19 protein-coding genes, 3 tRNA genes and 1 riboswitch are annotated in these 21,835 nt (G+C 34.1%); of the genes, 7 read left to right on the top strand and 15 right to left on the bottom strand.

Translation table 11 applies throughout. The features are described from left to right. Positions 1-24 precede the first annotated feature (24 nt). Positions 25-1,179, bottom strand: a complete 1,155-nt coding sequence (gene prpC, locus DBR39_RS01745) for a 2-methylcitrate synthase (protein WP_124530579.1) — start codon at positions 1,177-1,179, stop codon at positions 25-27. Continuing rightward, positions 1,166-2,074, bottom strand: coding sequence for a methylisocitrate lyase (prpB, locus tag DBR39_RS01740; RefSeq protein ID WP_124530578.1), 909 nt, complete (start codon positions 2,072-2,074; stop codon positions 1,166-1,168). The genes prpC and prpB overlap by 14 nt, the downstream gene beginning before the upstream one ends. A 445-nt stretch (positions 2,075-2,519) precedes the next feature. After that, positions 2,520-2,711, bottom strand: a riboswitch (cobalamin riboswitch). A 248-nt stretch (positions 2,712-2,959) separates the two neighbouring features. Between prpB and DBR39_RS01735 the strand changes: the two genes are divergently transcribed. Further along, the gene (locus DBR39_RS01735) at positions 2,960-3,526 is read left to right on the top strand and encodes a hypothetical protein (RefSeq protein ID WP_124530577.1); all 567 of its coding nucleotides are present in this window, start codon (positions 2,960-2,962) and stop codon (positions 3,524-3,526) included. 184 nt (positions 3,527-3,710) lie between these two features. Here the strand turns inward: DBR39_RS01735 and DBR39_RS01730 are convergent, their stop codons facing one another. Further along, positions 3,711-4,799 (bottom strand): hypothetical protein, encoded by a 1,089-nt coding sequence (locus DBR39_RS01730; protein WP_124530576.1) that lies wholly within the window; start codon positions 4,797-4,799, stop codon positions 3,711-3,713. A gap of 302 nt (positions 4,800-5,101) precedes the next feature. On the opposite strand from DBR39_RS01730, the gene DBR39_RS01725 reads away from it, so the two are divergent. Further along, a complete protein-coding gene (locus tag DBR39_RS01725; protein WP_124530575.1) occupies positions 5,102-6,175 on the top strand; it encodes a sensor histidine kinase in 1,074 nt (357 codons plus the stop codon). Positions 6,176-6,239: 64 nt separating this feature from the next. Continuing rightward, entirely contained in the window at positions 6,240-6,944 is a 705-nt protein-coding gene (locus tag DBR39_RS01720) for a LytR/AlgR family response regulator transcription factor (RefSeq protein WP_124530574.1), read from the top strand. A gap of 122 nt (positions 6,945-7,066) precedes the next feature. On the opposite strand, the gene gwsS is transcribed toward DBR39_RS01720, so the two are convergent. The 7 genes from gwsS to DBR39_RS01685 all read right to left on the bottom strand — a co-directional run bounded on the left by gwsS (position 7,067) and on the right by DBR39_RS01685 (position 11,656). Further along, positions 7,067-8,158: a grasp-with-spasm system SPASM domain peptide maturase gene (gene gwsS / locus DBR39_RS01715; protein ID WP_124530573.1), complete on the bottom strand. Its 1,092-nt coding sequence runs from the start codon at positions 8,156-8,158 to the stop codon at positions 7,067-7,069. Positions 8,159-8,321: 163 nt separating this feature from the next. Continuing rightward, the gene (locus tag DBR39_RS01710; RefSeq protein ID WP_124530572.1) at positions 8,322-9,248 is read right to left on the bottom strand and encodes a hypothetical protein; all 927 of its coding nucleotides are present in this window, start codon (positions 9,246-9,248) and stop codon (positions 8,322-8,324) included. Next, positions 9,232-10,275, bottom strand: a complete 1,044-nt coding sequence (locus DBR39_RS01705) for a hypothetical protein (RefSeq protein ID WP_124530571.1) — start codon at positions 10,273-10,275, stop codon at positions 9,232-9,234. Before DBR39_RS01705 ends, DBR39_RS01710 begins: the two co-directional genes overlap by 17 nt. Positions 10,276-10,329: 54 nt before the next feature. Next, positions 10,330-10,596 (bottom strand): hypothetical protein, encoded by a 267-nt coding sequence (locus tag DBR39_RS01700; protein ID WP_124530570.1) that lies wholly within the window; start codon positions 10,594-10,596, stop codon positions 10,330-10,332. Positions 10,597-11,376: 780 nt separating this feature from the next. After that, positions 11,377-11,450 (bottom strand) — tRNA-Arg (locus tag DBR39_RS01695). 32 nt (positions 11,451-11,482) lie between these two features. Beyond that, positions 11,483-11,557 (bottom strand) — tRNA-Pro (locus tag DBR39_RS01690). A 14-nt stretch (positions 11,558-11,571) separates the two neighbouring features. Then, a tRNA-Ser gene (locus DBR39_RS01685) sits at positions 11,572-11,656 on the bottom strand. A gap of 135 nt (positions 11,657-11,791) precedes the next feature. Here DBR39_RS01685 and DBR39_RS01680 point away from each other — a divergent pair. The 4 genes from DBR39_RS01680 to DBR39_RS01665 all read left to right on the top strand — a co-directional run bounded on the left by DBR39_RS01680 (position 11,792) and on the right by DBR39_RS01665 (position 16,396). Next, positions 11,792-12,817: an N-acetylmuramoyl-L-alanine amidase gene (locus tag DBR39_RS01680; protein ID WP_124530569.1), complete on the top strand. Its 1,026-nt coding sequence runs from the start codon at positions 11,792-11,794 to the stop codon at positions 12,815-12,817. Between the two features lie 72 nt (positions 12,818-12,889). Next, positions 12,890-14,290 carry an aspartate ammonia-lyase gene (aspA, locus tag DBR39_RS01675; RefSeq protein ID WP_103232476.1) on the top strand — a complete coding sequence of 467 codons (1,401 nt, stop codon included), beginning with the start codon at positions 12,890-12,892 and terminating at the stop codon, positions 14,288-14,290. Between the two features lie 77 nt (positions 14,291-14,367). After that, on the top strand, positions 14,368-15,222 hold the full coding sequence (locus DBR39_RS01670; RefSeq protein WP_124530568.1) for a glycosyltransferase: 855 nt from the start codon (positions 14,368-14,370) through the stop codon (positions 15,220-15,222). Positions 15,223-15,355: 133 nt separating this feature from the next. Then, the gene (locus DBR39_RS01665) at positions 15,356-16,396 is read left to right on the top strand and encodes a hypothetical protein (protein WP_124530567.1); all 1,041 of its coding nucleotides are present in this window, start codon (positions 15,356-15,358) and stop codon (positions 16,394-16,396) included. A 55-nt stretch (positions 16,397-16,451) separates the two neighbouring features. Here DBR39_RS01665 and DBR39_RS01660 read toward each other — a convergent pair whose 3' ends face one another. From DBR39_RS01660 to DBR39_RS01640, 5 genes are all read right to left on the bottom strand, one after another. Beyond that, positions 16,452-17,951 carry a lipopolysaccharide biosynthesis protein gene (locus DBR39_RS01660; RefSeq protein WP_124530566.1) on the bottom strand — a complete coding sequence of 500 codons (1,500 nt, stop codon included), beginning with the start codon at positions 17,949-17,951 and terminating at the stop codon, positions 16,452-16,454. A gap of 9 nt (positions 17,952-17,960) precedes the next feature. Beyond that, positions 17,961-18,755: an FkbM family methyltransferase gene (locus tag DBR39_RS01655; protein ID WP_124530565.1), complete on the bottom strand. Its 795-nt coding sequence runs from the start codon at positions 18,753-18,755 to the stop codon at positions 17,961-17,963. A 265-nt stretch (positions 18,756-19,020) separates the two neighbouring features. After that, on the bottom strand, positions 19,021-19,686 hold the full coding sequence (locus DBR39_RS01650; RefSeq protein ID WP_124530564.1) for a DUF2461 domain-containing protein: 666 nt from the start codon (positions 19,684-19,686) through the stop codon (positions 19,021-19,023). A 116-nt stretch (positions 19,687-19,802) separates the two neighbouring features. After that, entirely contained in the window at positions 19,803-21,032 is a 1,230-nt protein-coding gene (locus DBR39_RS01645; RefSeq protein WP_124530563.1) for an ABC transporter permease, read from the bottom strand. Positions 21,033-21,058: 26 nt separating this feature from the next. Then, entirely contained in the window at positions 21,059-21,805 is a 747-nt protein-coding gene (locus DBR39_RS01640) for an ABC transporter ATP-binding protein (protein WP_124530562.1), read from the bottom strand. Between the last annotated feature and the right edge of the window lie 30 nt (positions 21,806-21,835).

The following is a 21,835-nucleotide window of genomic DNA, read 5'->3' as shown; positions in this document are numbered from 1 at the left end:
AGTTTAAATTATTAATTGAATTTTTTATTTTCTGTTTTTGATGGAGACAAAGTCTTTATTTTCAGGACCTGTATAATTGGCGCTTGGACGGATAATTTTCCCATCCTGTCTTTGTTCAATAATGTGGGCGCTCCATCCTGTAACTCTTGAAATAACGAATAACGGAGTGAACATCAGGGTAGGAACTCCCATCTGGTGATAAGATACTGCGGAGAACCAATCCAGATTAGGGAACATTTTCTTTTCTTCCCACATGATACTTTCCAATCTTTCAGCGATGTTATACAACAGCATATCTCCGGCTTCTTCAGAAAGTTCTTGGGCTACTTTTTTTATGACTACATTTCTTGGATCTGATATCGTGTAAACAGGGTGCCCAAATCCAATAATGACTTCTTTGTTGGCAATACGCTTTCTGATATCTTCTTCAGCTTCATCAGGAGAATGATAACGGCTTTGTATTTCAAAAGCCACTTCATTGGCTCCTCCATGTTTTGGGCCTCTTAAAGCTCCGATAGCCCCTGTGATACAGGAATAAAAATCTGAAGATGTACCGGCAATAACACGGGCCGTGAAAGTAGAAGCGTTAAACTCATGTTCAGCATACAGATTAAGAGATATCTCCATTGCTTTTATCCATGAATCAGGAGCTTTTTTGCCATGTAACAAATGAAGGAAATGTCCACCGATAGTATCGTCATCAGTCTCAACATCAATCTCTTTACCATTGTGGGTATAGTGATACCAATATAACAGTCCGGAACTGAATGATGCTAATAATTTATCAGCAATATCTCTTGCTCCCGCGACATTATGGTCATCTTTTTCAGGCTGAATACTACCAACCGCTGAAACCATTGAGCGCATAACATCCATTGGGTGTGCCGCTGCCGGAATACTTTTTAAGATATTTCTTACAGAATGAGGAAGACCTCTCAAAGATTTTAATTTGGCTTTATAGTTTTTCAACTGTGCTTCTGTAGGTAACTGGCCATAAATAAGAAGGTAAGCCACCTCTTCAAATTGTGTTTTTTCTGCAAGATCCAAAATATCGTAACCTCTGTAATGGAGGTCATTTCCGCTTTTCCCGACACTGCAAAGAGCGGTATTGCCTGCTGTAACCCCGGAAAGGGCTACACTTTTTTTAGGTTTAAATGTTGGTTCGCTATTCGTTGACATGAGTATTTTGTTTAAAAAGATTATCTAATTTTTGTTCATAATCGTGGTAGCCGATACTGTGATAGAGTTCTTCTCTTGTTTGCATAGTATCCAGTACGTTGGCCTGTGTTCCGTCTTTGCGAATATGATTGTATACATTTTGTGCCGCTTTATTAGCAGCCCGGAAGGCAGAAAGAGGGTAGAGGATGAGCCCAACACCTGCGTTTTTTAGCTCTTCTACCGTGTACATTTTAATCATCCCAAATTCCGTGATATTCGCAAGCACAGGAATTCCGGTAGCATCAACAAATTTTTGATAAAAACTTAAATCGGGTACTGCTTCAGCAAAAATGAAATCTGCACCAGCTTCCTTATAGGCTATTGCTCTTTCTAAAGTTTTTTCCAGTCCTTCATTGGCAAAAGCATCTGTTCTTGCGCCGATAACAAAGCTTTCATCGGTACGGGCATCTGCAGCAGCCTTAAGACGGTCTACCATTTCTTCTTTGCTTACGATTTCTTTTCCTGGCCTATGTCCACAACGTTTTGCCCCCACCTGATCTTCGATGTGTACCGCTGCTGCTCCGGCTTTGATCAATGATTTAATAGTTCTGGCGACATTAAATGCGGAAGGCCCAAAACCTGTATCGATGTCTACCATAAGTGGCAAATCACAAATATTGGTAATACGCTGAACATCTATGAGCACATCATCCAGAGTGGTAATACCTAAATCAGGAATTCCTAAAGACCCTGCTGCAACACCTCCTCCTGAAAGATAAATAGCATTAAAGCCAGCCTGCTGTGCCAATAATGCATGGTTTGCATTAATGGCTCCAACAATCTGAAGGGGATTTTCTTTTTCCATTGCCTCCCGGAATTTCATGCCGGGAGATTTCCAATTTTCATTTTTGGTCATTATAATATTTTATTGTTGAGTTGAAATTTGTTTGCGAATGAGAAGAAGAGCTGTAAATGCTTATCTTATTAGTAAAAAAGGAAGGGTAGAAAAGGATTTTAGTAATCTTAAAATCACATTGATATTGAGAATTTTGCAAAGTTCTTGCCGTACAGGTCTGTAAAATAGAGCTGTTGTTACTGCATGAATAATTAAGATTGTTTCGGTACACCTTATAACTTTTTACATTGATTAAACCTTATAAAAAGTTCTCAGTAAACTTCGCGGTGCTTTATTAGAAAAAAAATTACGGAAAGGGGGATACGAATTTGAGCCATGGAATAATGAGAACAACCTAATGCTCACTCGTAATCCATCTCAAAAAGTAATACAGATTGACAAAACAGTTTTATCACACTATATCCATAACGTATCATACCTGACTGTAAGCTTCAAATCGCGAAAGCATCGTCAATGCGAAATAGGCAGGTCTCCTGACTTGTAACGGTTTTTATCATCCTTCCCATATAAAAAATATACAGTGGATATCAATTGATAAAAACTTTATGTGTTACTTACAGTTGCGCGACAGTTCGTGATTTGCACACGATTCCCTTTTAATGCACACCTAAGTGTAACCAATTTCGGTTGATAAAGAAGGTTTTAAGAACTCCTTGGTGGTAAATATAGGTATTTTATAATAACGAAAAAGATATTTTATGTAATCAATAATTGTTTTGATTTAATATGTTGAAAACGTTGTTATTATGGAGTTTATTTATGGGATAAATGGATTGATTATATTGTTAAATTGATATAAAAGATGACCGGAAAATTAAAGATAGTTAATAAATTTGTTATTCTTTTTTCATTTTGCTAATTTTATTAACTAGACATAATTAACTAATGATAGACATTATAGAATTTAAAAAAAACTTAGGTTTGGGAGAGATTCCTGTAGAACTTGAGAAACTGATCTATTTCCAGAATACTATTTCCTCGTTTGGAAATTATTCACAAGATTTTGGTGTTTTAATCGATAGTAAGTCCGGATTGAAAAGCTGGAGTGATGATGAAATTTTTTTGAATAGTATGTTGCCTTTTGCTCAGGCAAATGGTTCCGGTTCATTCTATGCAATCTGGAATAACGGAACGGATCGGCCTTTAAATAAAATGCCAGTTGTTGTTTTTGGAGATGAAGGTGGTGTTCATATTGTTGCTGAAAATATTTTACAGCTTTTACATTTACTTACTTTTGATACTGAGATTTCAGTAGAGTTTGATGAAGCTTATTTTTATAAAGATGAAGATGATTATGAAGAGAGTGAAGATTTAAGCAAATATTTGACTTGGATGAAAGGAGATTATGGCTTAAGCCAGATCGAAGAACCTGATTTACTGATTAAAAACGCTCAGGCTCAATATAAAGAAAGTTTCGATCAATGGTTTGAGCAATATTTTACAGATAATTAATTCTTGTATTAATAGTTTTCTTGCATAAGATTTTAATGAAGTCTATGAAAAACAAAAAAGACTCACAAAGATTGTGAGCCTTTAAGTGGTCATGACAGGATCATTATTGAACACTTTTATGGTTAAGGAGATACCGTTAGTTTGCTTAATTGCTTGCTTTTTTTTCTTACTATTTAATTTCAATTCAATTTTTCAGATCAAAGCTTGATATGGTATGAAAAGCATCTATTTCTTTGTTTTTTTCTCCTTGAAAAGTATCATAATTAACTACTAATAATTTCCCTTTATAGATAATAGTTTCACAAGGATTATCCAGTTTTCCATCGGAACCGTCTGCATTGTCATTTTCCCAAATCAGTGAAATTGTATTGGTATCTAAGTTAAGCTGATGTACGCTGTTGTTCTCATAATTGGCGATAAAAATCGAATTTCTTTTTTCGTCATAAAAAAAACCGTCACAGCATTTTAACTGATCTGAATCGAAAACTATTGTATTTGATTTTACTTTTCCACTCTTGTCAAATTCTAGTTTATTAATAACACCATCTCCAAAATTTCCAGCGTATAAATTTCCTTTTTTATCAAAAGCAATCCCGTCAATTCCTATCGTTCTTTTCGTAACTTCTGGTTTTAAAGTAAAAGTTGCAATGATATAATTTTTCTTATTGGCTGTATCTAAAGTGATATTTTTAGAATTTAATTGTTTCATTGTAAAGCTGTAAATTCCGCTATCTCTTCTGTTTTTAAATAATGCATCCGTTATATAAACCCGGTTTTTATACCATCTTACAGCTTCTCCGAAATTAAATCCCTCAACCAAAACTTCAGCATTTAAAGGTTTTCCGTCTTTTACATTAATCCGAATCAATCTTGAAAAATTTTCATTTCCTGTAAAAAACTGATTATCCATTACATATAGATTTCCATCGGGACCAAACTCCATTCCCATAGGATGTACTTTTTTAGTAGTAGGATGCAATGGAAGTTGATCAAACCAAGTGACGGGTTTATCATTTTCATCAAAAGTTAGAATTTTGCTCCCGTGTTGATCAAATGTAATTGGATTTGTGATCGATAAAAATAGATTGCCTTTTTTATCTAAAGCCATTCCGTCTGGCGTTTGGTTGGTTTCTCCCAAATCAGCAAACAAGGTTGGCTTTATGAGTTTAGAAGCTTTGCTGTATACTATTTCTTGTTTGGTTTCTTGCGAAAATAGGTTTAAGGTAGTCATTAGAAACAGAATACCAATTGCATTTTTAATTACTTTTTTCATTTCGTTTTGTTGGTTAATCATTTCCCGTTAAAAAGGTTTTTATTTTAATATATTACTTAACAGTGCTGCCGGTAGAATAATAAGTTTGATCATTTTGTTATTTTAAGCGAATATAATCACGTCATTATGATCCTTCTTTGAATACAGCTGAAGAAGCTGTTTGAGCATTTAAATAATCTATTTTTAAGTTTTATTGAATTCGTATGCTGAAATGCAGTTTTTAGAGGCTAAAACAGACTATTCATATTAATTGACGGACGTTATTTCTATATTTTGTTACTTTGCGTCTATTAAAGTATATAATGAATTTTATTAAGAGAATTGACTTAAAAAGGACGGCGCTTCATTGTTTATACTGGATTTTATTTTTGCTGTTTTTTTTTTCAAATAAATCTGACAATGAAGATTCTTATGCATTCATTGTTATTTATTCCTGTAAAATTTTAGCACAGGCCGCTGTTGCTTACGGTTTGATATATTGGATTATTCCGGAAACATTAAATAAAAAAAAATATTTATTTTTCATAATTTCTGCCTTAGGCTGGTTTTATATTGTTTTTGCTCTTTTAATGACTTTAAAATTTTATTATCTAGAACCCAGATTCCCAACTTTCTTCGATGATTGGCTTGGGCATACAATGACGGTTCGTGAACGTCTTACTTCTGGCAAATTGATAGTAAGAGAGTTTTCTTTTATCACATATCCCGTTATTATTTTAGGATTTATCAGTTTTAATCGCAAACAACAGCGTCTTTTAAAATTGGAAGAAGAAAAACGGTCGATAGAATTAAAGGTGCTGAAAAACCAGCTGAACCCTCATTTCTTGTTCAATACTTTAAATAATCTATATACTTTAACCCTAAAAAAAGATGATAAGGCACCTGAGGTAATTGCTAAATTATCTGAGATTTTGGACTTTGTTTTATATCGCTGTAATGAAGATTATGTTTCTGTTGAGAAAGAAATTACGCTGATTGAGAATTATATTGCTTTGGAAAAATTACGTTATGACGAAAACAGATTGGATATTTTATTTACGAAAGATATTCAGGAAAGTAATAAGATTTCGCCTTTGATTGTGCTGACTTTTATCGAAAATGCTTTTAAGCATGGGGTAATTAATGAAACTGAAAAAGCAACAATCAGGTTGAATCTAGAAAGTAAAAAAGGACAAATTATTTTTAGTATTGAGAACACAAAACCTCAAAATGAATGTGCCCGAATTTCAGAAAAATCTAAAATTGGCTTAGAAAACGTCCGGAAACAATTGGATTTATTATATCCAAAAAAACATCAATTGGAAATTGAAGAAACGAAGACGTTTTATACGGTTAAACTTTGTCTGAAAAATCAAAACGGGAAAGAAGTTTTATAAGACTGCCGATAGCCCATTCAAAACGATTAAATTAGCTTTTAGAATTCCAAACTACTTATCTCAAATGAAACACAGATGTATTATTGTTGACGACGAACCTTTGGCAAGAGAATTAATTGCTTCTCATTTGTCGAATTTTGAAAATTTTGAGTTAATAGATTCTTTTGAAAATGCATTAAAAGCATATTCCTTTTTAGAGCATAATTCTGTCGATTTAATCTTTTTAGATATTGAAATGCCTCTGCTGAAAGGAAATGATTTCTTGAAAAAATTAAAAAATCCGCCTAAAGTAATTTTTACAACAGCTTACAGAGAATATGCAATTGAAGGGTATGAGCTTAATGTGATCGATTATCTTTTGAAACCCATTACTTTTGACCGTTTTTTTGTTTCAATAGAAAAATTTAAACAGTTTCAAGCTCCAAAGAAAGAAGTTAATGCCGGATCTGAAAATCATATTTTTGTAACAAGCGGCAATAGGCATATTAAAATTATCTTTGATGAGATTATGTATATCGAAAGCCTGAAAGATTACATCACTATTCATTTGGAAAGTGGAAGATCACATCATATAAAACAGAATATTTCGGTTTTTGAAAAATTACTGAAATCTGAATTTATTCGAATTCATCGTTCTTTTATTATTCATACAAAAAAAATGACTGCTTATACTAAGAACGAAATTGAAATAAACTCTATAGAAATTCCCATTGGAACGAGCTATAAAGAAAACTGGCAGAATTATCTGGAAACAATTATTTCAAAATAAATAATAATCCGATCCTTCGATTTTGAAGTAAAGCTTTTATTTTGTGAAATACTAATTATAATATTTCATATTGACAATTGGTTTATAATGATTTGTTAAAAACAGGTAGACAGTTAGATTTTCTATACTTTTTTGATGAAATCCAACATCTTGTAATGCTTAATTGCTTTTTGTTTCAGAGGGTTTGTACTCCATTCTTCCCATTCACCAGTGTAAGGATTGTAGCCGCATTTTAAAGGTTTAGAAGTATCTAATCCTTCCTTATTAGTATGAGTTTGTTCAGTGTAAGCTCTACAATCAGTACAGATATAACGAAATTCACAATCTTTGCAGACTTCTATACTATCTTTAGCTAAGTTCCAATATTTCTTAAATTCAGGATGACTTAAAGCATTCTCTAATGTTGTATCTCTAATGTTTCCGAAATTTTGAGGCATTGAAGGACAGTTTTTAATGTTACCTTCTATATCTACTGCTATTTTTTTGTGAAGACAGGAATTATGCTGTTTTGCTTCAAGATAAAAGTTACGATTAAGATTGATATTTTTTAAGTTAATCAATCCACAACTTAAAGGGATATTAATTTTATTTTTAATGATATTTATATGGACGTGGTCTAAAGTTTGAAAATCTTGTTCATTCGATGAATGCAATATAAAATGAAGAAATTTATTTGAAATTTTGTAGTGATTCTCATTGATAAATGTGACCAATTTTAAGTCATAATTTACAACAGCTGATACTTCGTTAATACTGGAATTATTAAACAGATATAAGTTAGAAATTACTTTTATTATATCATTTAATTCCAGTTCTGAAAATCTGATTTGTAGATATTTAATTTTCAAATCACAAATCTGTTGTACTAGCGCATCATTTAAAGCACCAGAATTGTTGACATCTAAAATCAAATAGTCAACATGAGAAGGAGTTTCTTTAAATTCTGATGTATTCTGAAAAGTTGATAATTCTTTTTTAGAACTTACAATAACCCCTAATTTATTATCTAGGATGAAATTAACGTACTCTTCTAAAGTTTGTAAACTCTCATTATCTAGTTGTTTTTTTAATACAGAATAGTTTTGATGTTCATTTGATAGTAAATCAAAAAAAGCAATCGGAATGAATTGTAAAAATCCAGTACTAGCATCTAAAATAATAGAATTTTTAGCACCTCTAGTAATTTTAACTGAATCAAATAGTTTTAAAAACATGTTTAATACAAAAGGGAATAATGTTTTCGTGAACGAAAAATCTTTGTTTTTCTACTTTGTTTATCTTTATTTTCGGAATATTTAACCTGAGACACATTGTTGCTTCTCTTCCATTCTTGTAGAGAATATTCAATTCCTTTTACGTGTAGTTTCTTTTTTTCTTTCATAATAAATCTGCAATACGTTTTTCTATTTGATAGTTTCCGTAATAACTGACTTGGTGAAACTGCCCTAATGGATTCACTTCTAAAAAATAGTAATCTTTATCAGACTTTAGTAAGTCAACCGTCCCACACTTTAAGTTCAGCTTCTTTGCTAATTTTAAAATTTTCCTTTTCTGCTCTAATGGAAGCACAAGAGGAAGATACTTTTTCTCTTTCTCTTTTATGTTCCTAATATCAACATTGCCTGAAAAATCAAATGTAGCAATTGCCCAAATCTGCTTTTCAAAAAAGAATGCCCTTATTTCATAAAGACAATCAATCTTTCTTTGGATTAATGAAGGTATAATACTTTCTTTTTTATCATGAATATTATTTAGATCTATTTCATGTGTGTAATTCAGATACAAGTCATTTTCAACGACAATAGGCTTCATTTCAGAGACTGCTTTTGTAATATAGGTCTGAGAAATGTCAATCTGTTCCAAGTCATTCAATTCTGATAAAATATAGGTATCAGGAATTTTTAAGCCTAAAGATTTTGCTAAAAGTAAAACTTCTAATTTATTAACTTCTTTAGTAAAGAGGTTTCCAAAGACACGAACCTCGTTTACCTTGAAATAATAGTAGATAAACTCCGATATAGATTTAAGTTCCGAATTATAAAAATCAACTAAATTACTATCTATTTCCCCTGTTATTGCATTATAGTAAATTCCACCATTTCTATAGAATACTGATTTGAAGTCCTCTAATTTATACTCAATGGCTCCAATAGAAATTTTGAAAGTATTATTTTTAAAATCAAAAAAAACTTTGTTGATATGTTGATTCTCACTTAAACGAACAAATTCTTTATTTTGATAAGACAACCACGTACATATTTCATCGGTCATAGTATCATTATCCACACTAATGAGTAGTATCATTTAGCTTAATTAAGTACTTTTTAAACAACTCAGCATCATTATTGTTCTTAAACTGAAAACCTTCTATAGTAATACTCGTAAAAATATAATCTTTATTACTTAAAAAGAATATATTTTTACGAGCCTCCTCTTCAGTTGATGTCAGACCTATTAATTTTCTTTTTCTATTAATTTCTTTTATTTTAGTATTTACTTCTGCAGCTCTTTTTTCTGGTAAGATTGCCTCAGATATATAACAACAATCTGTTTTCTCATTATTAACAATAAATTGATAAATTTTAAAAAATGAATAATCCTTTGTTCCATTATTTAAATCAAATAATTGCCCTGCAATGTCAGGTCTTATCTTTCCTTCATTTAAAGCCCTTAATATTTCCTTAGAGAAATTAACTTTCTGACTGCTGTAGTGATTATTAGCTAATTGATGCCAAATAATGTAATAAAATTTTTGATAAAACATATTGTCTGCTGAAGCCAGTCCAATATTGTACTCATTAGGAAAACCTTTTTTTTGAATTAATCTAAGTAAGTTTGTGGATGTAATACTATCACTTTTTGTAAGATCTTTTTTATACGCTTCATAGTTTCCTCCTGACAATTTTCTGTAATATTGGTCAATCTCATACAGTGAATCTAAGGTTTTTTTATATTGCAAATCAACCTTGTTTTCACAAGATTTTATTTTATATTTTTCGTTATTTTTAAAGTCTTTAGATAAAAAATTAATATCAAACTCCTTTCCTAAACATTTTAATGAGTGGTAATCATAATAAGCATTTTCAAAGTCTTTTACTCTTAAAGCCACATTCATACTATTTTGTAAATCTTTAGCATATGGGTACCTGAATTCTTTAAAAGCTTCTTTATAGAGATTATTTGCACTTACTAAATCATTAATAATAATTTTATTTTCAGCTTCATTTATTAGCTCACAATATTTAATAAGATACTGATTTTTTATCTCAAAATCTTGAGCACTTATTGTTAAGTGGACTATTATAGACAGAAATACTAATATATTTTTCATTGATATTTGTAATTGTAAAATGAGAAGCAATTACGCTTCTCATCTTTTTCTTTTTTAAGGGTTACAGGATTTATCTATTGGGTATGTTCCATTATACCCCATACCTCCGTTATGGAAATCCAAATCACTTGTATAGCCTGTACACACGCATGCACCCCCTGGTCCCGAAGGCAGTTCAACTTCTCCACCCCCCGTAACTGTTGGTTCAACTCCAAGTGCAAAACTTGGTAAAGCAGGGCCTCCTTGTCCTCCTAAAACTGTTGATAATTTCTCATTTTGAAGTTGAAAACTTCCTAATTTTTCTAATGATTTTGTTTTCATCAAATAAATTTTAAAATGTTAATAGTTATTTGTGATATTCATTGTGTATTGAGCTGTTTATTAATGAATATTACAGCAAATAAATGTATTTATCAAAACAAGAACAAGTTTTATTGAATTTTTTTAATAATTATAATTTTTAGAATTATTTAATGTATTAATATAAAATGATGATAAAAGCTCACATTTTATATAAAAATGAATATTATCAATATTTTATCAATTAATTAGTTTTTTTTTAATTTAAGTTTTAAATATTTATCTTTTTTATTTCGGAATTCATATTATGTAAAAAAAACTATTTAATCCAGAATATTTAGAACTGATTTCAGGATAGGCTTATATATTCTAAGAAAAGTAGTGTGCGTTTTTCAAGATACACGATTGATAATAATATTCAAAATAGGAAATAATAAGAGTTTATTAAATTTATCAGGAAGATGATATGATGGAAATTTTGGTATTGGCCAGAATATAAAACTTCATTGGAATAGTTGGGTTCAAAAATAGAGAATAGAAATTCTATTTTCAAAATATCCCGATATAGAAAAATTTACAATCAGAATATCCAAAAGCCAGTCGCAATGCCTCATCAGAATCATTCAATACAAAAATAAAAAACTTTAGATTACAGCTTTGCGGAGTAAGAGATCGAACGTTTTTTTTATTCATAATATCAAAACTTTTTGCGTAGTCCACAAGTTTTGATATTAATCCATAGATCATAAAATTCAGCTATATAAAAACAAAAAAGACTCACAAAAATTGTGAGTCTTTAAGTGAGCGCGAAAGGATTCGAACCTTTGACCGTCTGCTTAGAAGGCAGATGCTCTATCCAGCTGAGCTACGCACCCATTGAGTAGTTTTGAGAAAACTACTAAAACAGTCGGGGCGGCAGGATTCGAACCTGCGACCTCCTGGTCCCAAACCAGGCGCGATGACCGGACTACGCTACGCCCCGAATATATAAGTGAGCGGAGGGTAAGGGATTCGAACCCTTGCGACACTTTCGCGTCGACAGTTTAGCAAACTGCTCCATTAACCACTCTGGCAACCCTCCTTTTTGTTTATTTTTTAATGATCGTTGTTCCGTTATTGCGAGTGCAAATATAGAACAGATTTCTTTATTTACCAAATAAAATTCAAGAAAAATTTGTGTATTTTTGAAGTAATAAATCATCCAAAAACCAAACTGATGCGTAAAACATTATATATCATCGGATTAAGCACTTTTGTTTTTTCATGTACTTCTCAACAAAATGTAAAAAAAAATACTTACAAACCGAAAACCCCGGTAACACAGGCGAAACCGACTGTTCAGACAACAGCTCCGGTTGCTCCAAAACCAAAAGTTGTCTCTGATCATGGAGTAGATTTTTTTACTACTAATATAGCAGACCCAACAAAAAATGATAATACGGCAAGTTATGGTTCTATTGTATCTGCAAAACCAGCCGGATATAAAGTCGTGAAGACTTATTTTCCTGCGGTTGCCCAGAACTTCAGACAGCGTTATTTGATATTACATTATACAGCACTTCCGGATGATAAGTCGATTACCGTTCTTACCCAGCAGGCAGTGAGTGCTCATTATCTGGTAAATAATACCGGAGATAACGAGATTTATCAACTGGTAGACGAAAACAAACGCGCATACCATGCAGGAGTAAGCGCCTGGAGAAATGACAAGAATCTTAACGATACCTCTATCGGGATTGAAATTGTAAATATGGGTTATACCACAGATGCTACGGGAAAAAGAACCTTTGCACCTTTCAGTGATGAGCAGGTGAAAAAAGTAGCAGCATTGGTTAAAGATATTGTGACAAGATATCAGATTCAGGCAACCAACGTATTGGCTCATTCAGATATTGCTCCTACAAGAAAACAGGATCCTGGGCCAATGTTCCCATGGAAAAAGCTGTATGACGAGTATCAGGTTGGAATGTGGTATGATGAGGCAGCCAAACAGACTTATCTTGAGCCGGCACAGGCAGATATTACGGCCAGATATAATGATTCAAGCTTTATCTTCCTTATTCAGACTGGATTGCAGAAATTCGGATATGGATTGGATCTTAGCGGGAAATGGGATGATGCTACTAAGAAAACCATTGAAGCATTCCAGTACCACTTCCGTCCACAGAATTATGACGGAATCATGGATGCCGAAACATGGGCAATACTGCAAGCTTTAAATCAAAAATATCCAGTAAAATAATTCAAATTAAAGCGCATCGGTTAGATGCGTTTTTGCTATCTTTAAACGATCAAAAACAGTAAAATATCTGTAATGGAAAATTTCAGAAAAGAAAGTGATCTATTAGGCGAACTGAATGTGCCTTTAGATGCTTATTATGGGGTTCAGACACAAAGAGCTATCGACAATTTTAAAATTTCAGGACAACTTTTGTCTTCGTATCCGGACTTCATAAAAGGGCTGGCTTTTGTAAAGAAAGCAGCAGCAAAAACCAATTATGAACTAGGGCTTTTAGACGAAAACCTATATTTCAAAATAGCAGAAGCGTGTGATGAAATTGTAGAAGGGAAATATCACGACCAGTTTCCGGTAGATATGATCCAAGGTGGGGCAGGAACTTCCATCAACATGAATGCGAATGAAGTGATTGCAAACATCGTGTTGGAAAAATTAGGTAAAAATAAAGGAGAATACGAATTCTGTTCACCGAATGACCATATCAACCTTTCCCAGTCAACCAACGATGCTTATCCTACGGCTATCAAAATGGGATTGCTTCAGATGAACATCGGCTTGGTAGAAAAGCTTGAGAAAATTATCGCAGCTTTCCGTGCAAAAGGAGAGGAGTTTCATGATGTTATCAAAATGGGACGTACGCAGCTTCAGGATGCAGTACCCATGACATTGGGACAGGAATTTGAAGCCTATGCAGCTACTTTAGAAGAAGATATTTCTAAGCTGAATAACAATGCAGACCTTTTCGTAGAAGTGAATATGGGAGCAACAGCGATCGGAACAGGATTAAATGCTCCGGTAGGATATGCTGTTCTTTGTGCTAAAAATTTAGCTCAGATTACAGGATTCCCGATTGTTTCAGCTCCGAACTTAGTGGAAGCAACGCCAGATACGGGGTCGTATGTAATTTACTCTTCAGCAACGAAACGTCTTGCCGTGAAATTATCAAAAATCTGTAATGATTTAAGATTGCTTTCATCAGGTCCAAGAGCGGGTCTTTTTGAAATCAACCTTCCGCCAATGCAGCCGGGATCTTCTATTATGCCGGGTAAAGTAAATCCGGTGATCCCTGAAGTGGTAAACCAGGTTTGTTTCAAAGTATTCGGGAATGATCTTACGGTGACTTTTGCAGCAGAAGCAGGACAATTACAGCTTAACGTAATGGAACCGGTACTTTCTCATGCCATCATGGAAAATATCAACTTCCTTTGCAATGCTTTGGATACTCTTCGTGAGAAATGTGTGGTAGGTATTACAGCCAATAAAGAAATTTGCCTTAATATGGTAAAACACAGCATTGGTATTGTGACAGCATTGAATCCTTATATCGGATACAAACAGTCTACACAAATTGCTAAAGAAGCATTGGAAACAGGAAAAAGTGTATACAACCTTGTTCTTGAAAAAGGAATTCTTTCCCAGGAAAAACTGGACGAAATCCTTGATCCGAAAAATATGCTGAAACCGCATAATAAATAGTAAAAAAAACAATAAGTGGTAAATGATTCAATAAATGGTCATTTATCACTTATTATTCATCATTTATACCATAATTCGTGAGGTTTTTAATCATAATTCCTGCCCATAACGAAGAAGACAACCTCTCCTTTACTCTCGATTCTTTACAACAGCAAAGCAGCAAAGATTTTAGAGTAGTGGTAGTGAATGACGGCTCTACAGACAAAACGTCTGAAATTATCAGGAAATATACAGAAACTGATTCCCGTTTTGAAACCGTTACCCTTCAAAAATCTGAACATCAGCCCGGATCTAAAGTCGTTCATGCTTTTAAAAGTGGACTCAAGACTCAGTCTATGGATGAATTTGATATCATCTGTAAATTTGATGCCGATATCATTCTTCCGGAAAACTACCTGACAGCAATAGAAAATGCCTTTGCAGGGAATCCCAGATACGGATTGGTAGGAGGGCTTTTGTATATAGAAAAAGACGGAAAATGGGTCTATGAAGGGAATTCCAACAAGCACCATGTAAGAGGTCCTATGAAAGCCTATCGGAAAGAATGTTTCATTCATATTGGAGGCTTAAGAGAGACGCTGGGTTGGGATAATATAGATTCTATACTATTGGAAAACTTAGGATGGAAAGAAGTTGTTCTTTCCGAACTCCAGGTGAAGCTGATTAAAGTAAAAGGAGCTGATTACACAATACGGCCTGCAGATTACTATGGCAGGTACTTTTATTTCTTAGGACTCAACAGGTTTCTCGCTTATATAGCTTCTTCAAAGGAAGCGATGAAAAGCAAATCTGCTGGTTTTTTCTTTGATATTATTAAGTCTTATGAAAACTGCAGATCAAAGAAATTGGAACTGAAAATTACGAAAGAAGAACAAAAAGCTGTTAATGATCAACGTTGGAGAATGTTGAAGAAGAAATGGCTGAAGATGTAGAAGGTAAATTATTTTGTTCGTTGACCATATGTATCAATACGAATGGGCTTTAGCCCATTTAACAAAAAAAAATAAAAACTCAATTGGCTTTAGCCAAAACTTATACAATAAAAATTTAATTACCGTTTAACCATTGAAAAAAATAGCGTACATAGAAATAGATACCCATGCAGAAATTGCTCAGGCTTTCATGGATGTTATGAAGGGATCTCAGGATTTTGAGATAGACTATTATTTTTCAAAAAGAATCAAAGATCAGATCAGCCATAGCAATAAAGCTATATTCTTATCGGACAGCTCTATGATTTTGGATCAGTTAAGGGGAAAAGGGTATGATTTAGTTGTTATAGGTACTGTACATCGTTATTTTAATACTTTTTTAGCCGTAACAAAAAAGTACAATACAGCAATTATTACGCATAATCTCAATTTTACAAAAGCTTCAAAGCTGGATCTGTTGAAAAGTGTCTTCAAAGGAGATGTTATTTTCAGGTTAAAACTGTGGATGAAAGAAGGATTATTCTACAAAACTAAAGTGTATCAGACCTCCAGATCTCTTTTCGTACTGGATGAAGCATTGATTTCGGAGAGATATCTGTTTTTACCTCTGTTTTATACAAGAGATTTTGATAAAACTAAAAACGAGGATCTGGTTATTGTCATTCCCGGAGGAGTTTCTCAGAATAGAAGAGATTATACTTATATTTTTGAAACTATTCAGAATATGAATACAGATAAACGTTGTCAGTTTATATTTCTGGGAAAAGCTAATGGGCATGAGTTAAAACGACTTGAACAGTTATCTGAAAAGCTGCCTGAAAATATCGAGATTACGTATTTTTCTGAAAGAGTTTCTTCTGAAGACTTTGAAAAATGGATGAAAAAAGGGGATGTTCTATGGTGTCCTATTCAGCAGGAAACAGAGTTTTTCAGCATGAAAGAAACGTATGGACTCACGAAAATGACCGGAAATCTTGGTGATGCCGTAGCATATGGGAAATTGGCGGTTTTTCCTAAGAATTACCCGTCAAAACTTGATTTTATCATTCCTGAAAAAGGAAATATTCTTGATCAATTAACAGCACTTTCAGAGGCTCCATTTGACTTTTATAAAACGTATAGCAAGAAAGAAGTTCAGAATAAACTGGAACAGTTTTTAAACGGCTTAATTTAGCTATTGGAGTCCTGATTTCTACAGAAGAATAGCATTCGCTGCTTCTTACTTCAATCTATTTAATCTTAAAGACGCTTTTAATAAATTTCATATTTAGGTATTCCTCAACCGGGAAAATCTTGGTGAAATAATTTCCAATATAGATCAGTAACAGAACTACAGCAGGCTTATAAATAAGATTGAGCAGATTGCTGCTGAAATTAGGAAGAACGATGGCTACTGTAATCGCTAAAGTACAGATGATAGAAACAAAAATCATTTCAATGCTTAAAGGTGAAACCTTAAATACAATATAATTGAAAACAATTTTCACTACGTTGTAAATGGTAAGAGAAATAGCTGTAGATAACGCAATTCCAATCAGTTTCAAATCTGTATTTTTAATGAAATAATAATTCAGTCCGATAGTCAGTCCGGCCAGCAAAAGCATGACCAGGATATTGAATCTGTAATATTTTGAAAGAGAGATAATGTTTCCGTTAAATCCGGTTGCCAGGTCTATTAATACGGCAGAACCCCAGATCCAGACTACGGGTTCATATTCTCTGAGCATAGTTCCGTTCTTTGGCATAAACTGCGTCAGGTAAGGGAATCCGACCATGATGCAGGAGAATAAAACGGCTCCAAGAAAATACAGTGTTAAAGACGTTTTTTTATGAAATCTGTCCAATTCTATCATATCCCCATCTGCAAGAGTTTTGTTGATGATAGGTGCAGAAATATTAAACAATCCAAGCTGTGGAATAGAGATCAACGAAATCAATGCGTATAAAACTGAGTAGATTCCTACTTCTTCCATACCCATAAATTCTCCGATCATAAAGCTGTTGATCGCCAGATAATTTCCAAAAGTTCCCAGAAATCCGAAGAAGCTGTAATTGAAAAACTCTTTCCAGAAATTATTTTTCTTAAAATAATCCGTACTGAAATCCAGCTGAATCTTTTCAAGTTTGTTCGTGTAATAAATATAGCCCAAAAGCATCAACAAGAATATTCCAAAAAAGAAAGCGAATGCAATGTTCTGGGATGTCACAGCAGTCATATTCTGTGATAAAGCAAAGAAAAAGAGGCAAAAAGCTCCCAGATTGGCTATTTTCGGAAATAGATTGTCGAAAATATTGGAAACCACAATTCTTTTATAATTGGAAGTGTATTTATTGAAAATGGCACAAAATGAAAGAATTAAAATCAACGGAAGAATCATTTCCTTAATCTTCCATGCTTCCGAATGCCTGAATTTCGGATAAAAATAGGGGAGTATAAAAAATACAACCGTGAAAATAAGAAAGTTGATAAAAACAGTCAGCAGCGATAATGACAGCATATTCTGTTTTTTACCGTCTTTTTCTACGGTGTGAAAAAATTTCACATTGGAATAGGAAATTCCCAGTACTACAAAAGGAACCAGCATCTCTGCAGTCGGAAGAATGTAGCGCAGCTTTCCATAAAATTCAAAATCATTCGGAAATATGAATATTGCGGAAACGGTGCCCAGCAAAAACCCAATATAACCGATAATGGAATATTTGAAGCCTTGTCTCGCTACTATACTCATAAAGTCGTTTTAAATGTTTGTAGGTATAAAAATAATATTGTTGATGTACTGAGTTTTATTTTTTTCGTCGTTTGTATTTTGTGTTATAATATCTTCGGTAAGATTCTCCAGCGTAAAGCTGTTTCTGTTCAGATATCTGGCGTCATATCCCCAGTTCATCACTTCAGATATTTCGTTCCATATGGGTGTTTGGTGGTGTCTTTGTTCCATCTCGACCATTAAAGTAGGCTTGAACTGTCTGATGGTTTCTTTTGCTCCGAGAAGTGTTTTTATTTCGTTGCCTTCAACGTCTATTTTAATGAAATCAAGCCTGTTGAAATGTTCCAGTGCAGCCCATTCATCCAGTTTGATCACTTTCACTTTCTCTGTATAACTTTTTTCTTCTCCTTTTTCCTTGTAAGAAGTGTTTAAAGTTCCACGGGAAGCAATCGTTTTTCCGTTAATAATGGGTACTTTGAACTCTGCAATTCTGTTTTCGTCAGAAAGAGCCAGAGGAAAGATACGCATTGCCGGGAAAAGCCTTTTCAATCGTCGGTAAAGCTTTTTATTGGGCTCAAAACCATAAATATGCTCATGATCCAGCGTATTTTCCAGCTGGTAAAGGAAAGTTCCTACATTCGCACCGATGTCCAATATCACAGCATTTTTAGGAAGGTATTCTTTGATCCATACCAGTTCCGGTTCTACATTACGTTCCGAAAAATTATTTTTACTAAGATTATTTAAACTTTTAAAATATCTTTTTTTGTAGAAATTCGGACTTATGTATTGTAGTTTTTCAGCGAGTTTTTGGTATAAAGACATCGTAAGCTTTTTGGCGAACAGCAAAGATAGGGAAAAATGTAAAACTTTTCTTAAAAAATGTTAATTATAATAATCTGATTTTCAGGAGTTATGCTTTGTGTCTGTTTTTGTAATCAAATAAAATCTAATGGATTTAAATTTGTCACAGAGACATCTCGGTACTTTAGACCCAGCAAATACTCACAATAATCGTAAAAATATCTGTGCCTTGGATCTGAAAGACTTAGCATGCCTGTTTTCAGTGGTTCTCTGATGAGAAAACAGATCAAAGAAAGGGGGTATTCAGAAAATCATTGAAGGGTTTCATCAGTTTGAAAATTTGGTTCATATTTTTCACTGCATTTTTATCGAGTACTTCTTCATCTTTCAAAGAATAGACTACAATAAAATTCTTAAGCTTCAGATATTCACCCATTGGGTCTTCCTTTTCAAAGCCCTGAGGAACTTTTTTCAGCTTGTCGTCCTGATCCAGTTCCGGAAAATGTTTTTTGAAATCTTTGTTGTTGATAATTTTAAGAAAATCGTCTCCGTACAATGAAACTTCCTTACGTACTTCTTTCAAAACAGAAGATTCAGGCATATAGATTCCTCCTGCTAAAAAGGATTTTCCGGGCTCCATGTGGAGATAATAACCTCCTTTCTGATTTCCTTTTCCCATTCCAAGAGAAGCTCCGAAGTTAGTTTTATAAGGAGACTTGTCTTTTGAAAACCGGGTATCTCTGTAAATTCTGAATAATGCCTTTTTGCTGTCAATCTTGGCAAGCTCTTCATCAAAACCGGACATCTCTTTAATCAGCTCATCCAGAAATGAAACAACATTTTGCAGGGACTCTGTGTACAGGTTTTTATTTTCATTAAACCATTCGCGGTTATTATTTTTATTTAATTTTTTTAAAAAATCAAATGTTTTCGAAGAAACGCTTGCAGACATATGATGTAGGTGTTTTTTATTGTTGTATTATGGGTTGCTAAGCTAGACTGGAACGATTTCTTAATCCCGAAACCACGACTCCCCAATCTCGCACTCACTATCCAAATTTACAAAAACTATTCATATCTCAATGCTTCAATAGGATCAAGTTTTGATGCTTTCAACGCAGGATAATATCCGAAAAACACTCCAGTAACAGCACATACAATGAATGAAACAATAATCGAAGATTCCGTAATAAAAGTAGGCCAGGAGAGGAAGAAAGTAACCAATTCTGAAGACAGGATTCCTAACAGTACCCCAAGAATTCCGCCGGTGATACTGATAAGCACCGCTTCAATAAGAAACTGGTACAGAATATCCTTTCCTCTTGCGCCAATAGACATTCTCAGCCCGATTTCTTTCGTTCGTTCCGTAACGGATACGTACATGATATTCATAATTCCAATTCCTCCTACAATCAGGGAAATTCCGGCAATAGCTGATAAAAGTACAGTCAGAAGCTGGCTTGTTGAGCTCATGGTAGAGATAAGCTCCGCCTGAGTTCTTACGCTAAAGTCGTCATTGCTTCCGTCAACAGGCAGTTTATGCTGTTTTCTTAAAATCTCCGAAACCTGATCTGTAGCCTGTTGCGAAGTATTTTCATTCGTAGAAGCTGCATACATGGTCTGAACATAAGTAATTCCTAAAAATCTTCTCTGAACGGTATTGAATGGAGCAATGATCACATCATCCTGATCCTGCCCGAATGCATTAGACCCTTTTGAAGCCAGAATTCCAATGATTTTCATAGGAACTTTATTGAACCTGATGATACTCCCTACCGCATCTTCACCGTTAGGAAATAAATTATTGTAAACCGTTTGCCCCAAGAGACAGACTTTGTTGGAAGAAGTAACATCCTTTTTGGTAAAAAGATTGCCCTCGGCAATACTCCAGTCTCTGATGCTGAAATATTCTTCATTCACGCCCTGCAATTGAGTAGGCCAGTTGTTGGGTCCGTTGATAGACTGTCCGTTGGTCTGTACAGCGGGAGATACATAAGAAACATCAGGTGCTCCTTTTGAAATGGCATCTGCATCCTGAGGTTTCAAGGTCTGTAGTCCCGAAGCACCGATTCTGGCACCTCCGGAAACATTCACATTGCTGGACGGCCGGATGGTAATCATATTCGATCCCATGGATGAAAGCTGATCGCTGATGCTTTTTTTTGAGCCCTCTCCAATCGCAGTCATCGCAATCACTGAAGCCACACCGATAATGATGCCGAGCATGGTTAAAAATGCACGAAGCTTGTTTCTTAAAAGAGCTTTCCAGGCAATTCTGAAGAGGTTTGAAATGTTCATTGCAGTAGTTTTTTGGGTTTACATGATTAGTAATCATCATTTACCGGAAGGTTTTCCAGGGCTTCTTTGGCAGATTTTATATGATCATTTTTTATATCCTTAATGACTTTTCCATCCTGCAGGGTAACTGTTCTGCTGCTGAAAGTAGCAATGTCAGGTTCATGGGTTACAAAAACGATGGTTCGTCCCTGATGGTGAAGATCCTGCATGAGGGTCATGATTTCATAAGAGGTTCTGGTATCCAGATTTCCCGTGGCTTCATCTGCAAGAATCATGACAGGTTCATTTACCAAAGCTCTGGCAATAGCAACTCTTTGCTGTTGTCCTCCAGACATCTGATTCGGAAGATGATCAATCCTGCTCTCCAGTTTTACGGCTGTTAAAGCCTGTATGGCTCTTTTGTGACGTTCTTCTGTAGATATTTTTGAGTTGTAGAGAAGCGGAAGCTCTACATTTTCCTTTGCAGTCGTTCTGGGAAGAAGATTGTAAGCCTGAAAGACAAACCCTATTTTTTGATTTCTGAGAACAGCCAGCTCATCACGATCTAAGTTTTTGATATTAATACCATCCAGAATATAGTCTCCGCCAGATGGTTTATCTAAACAGCCAATAATGTTGAGCAGGGTAGATTTTCCGGAACCGCTGCTTCCCATAATGGTCACGAATTCACCTCTTTCTACCGTAAATGTCACCCCTTTCAGTGCGTGAACAATTTCTTCACCCATTCTGAATTCTCTTTTCAGATCCATGATCTCCAGAATTTTTTCTGCCATGACTTTTGTTTTAGGTTTGCTAGTTGTTGA

The sequence above is a fragment of the Chryseobacterium sp. KBW03 genome (genome assembly GCF_003852415.1).
Taxonomy (GTDB): Bacteria; Bacteroidota; Bacteroidia; order Flavobacteriales; family Weeksellaceae; genus Chryseobacterium; species Chryseobacterium viscerum.
This window is presented reverse-complemented; position numbering and strand designations above follow the sequence as displayed.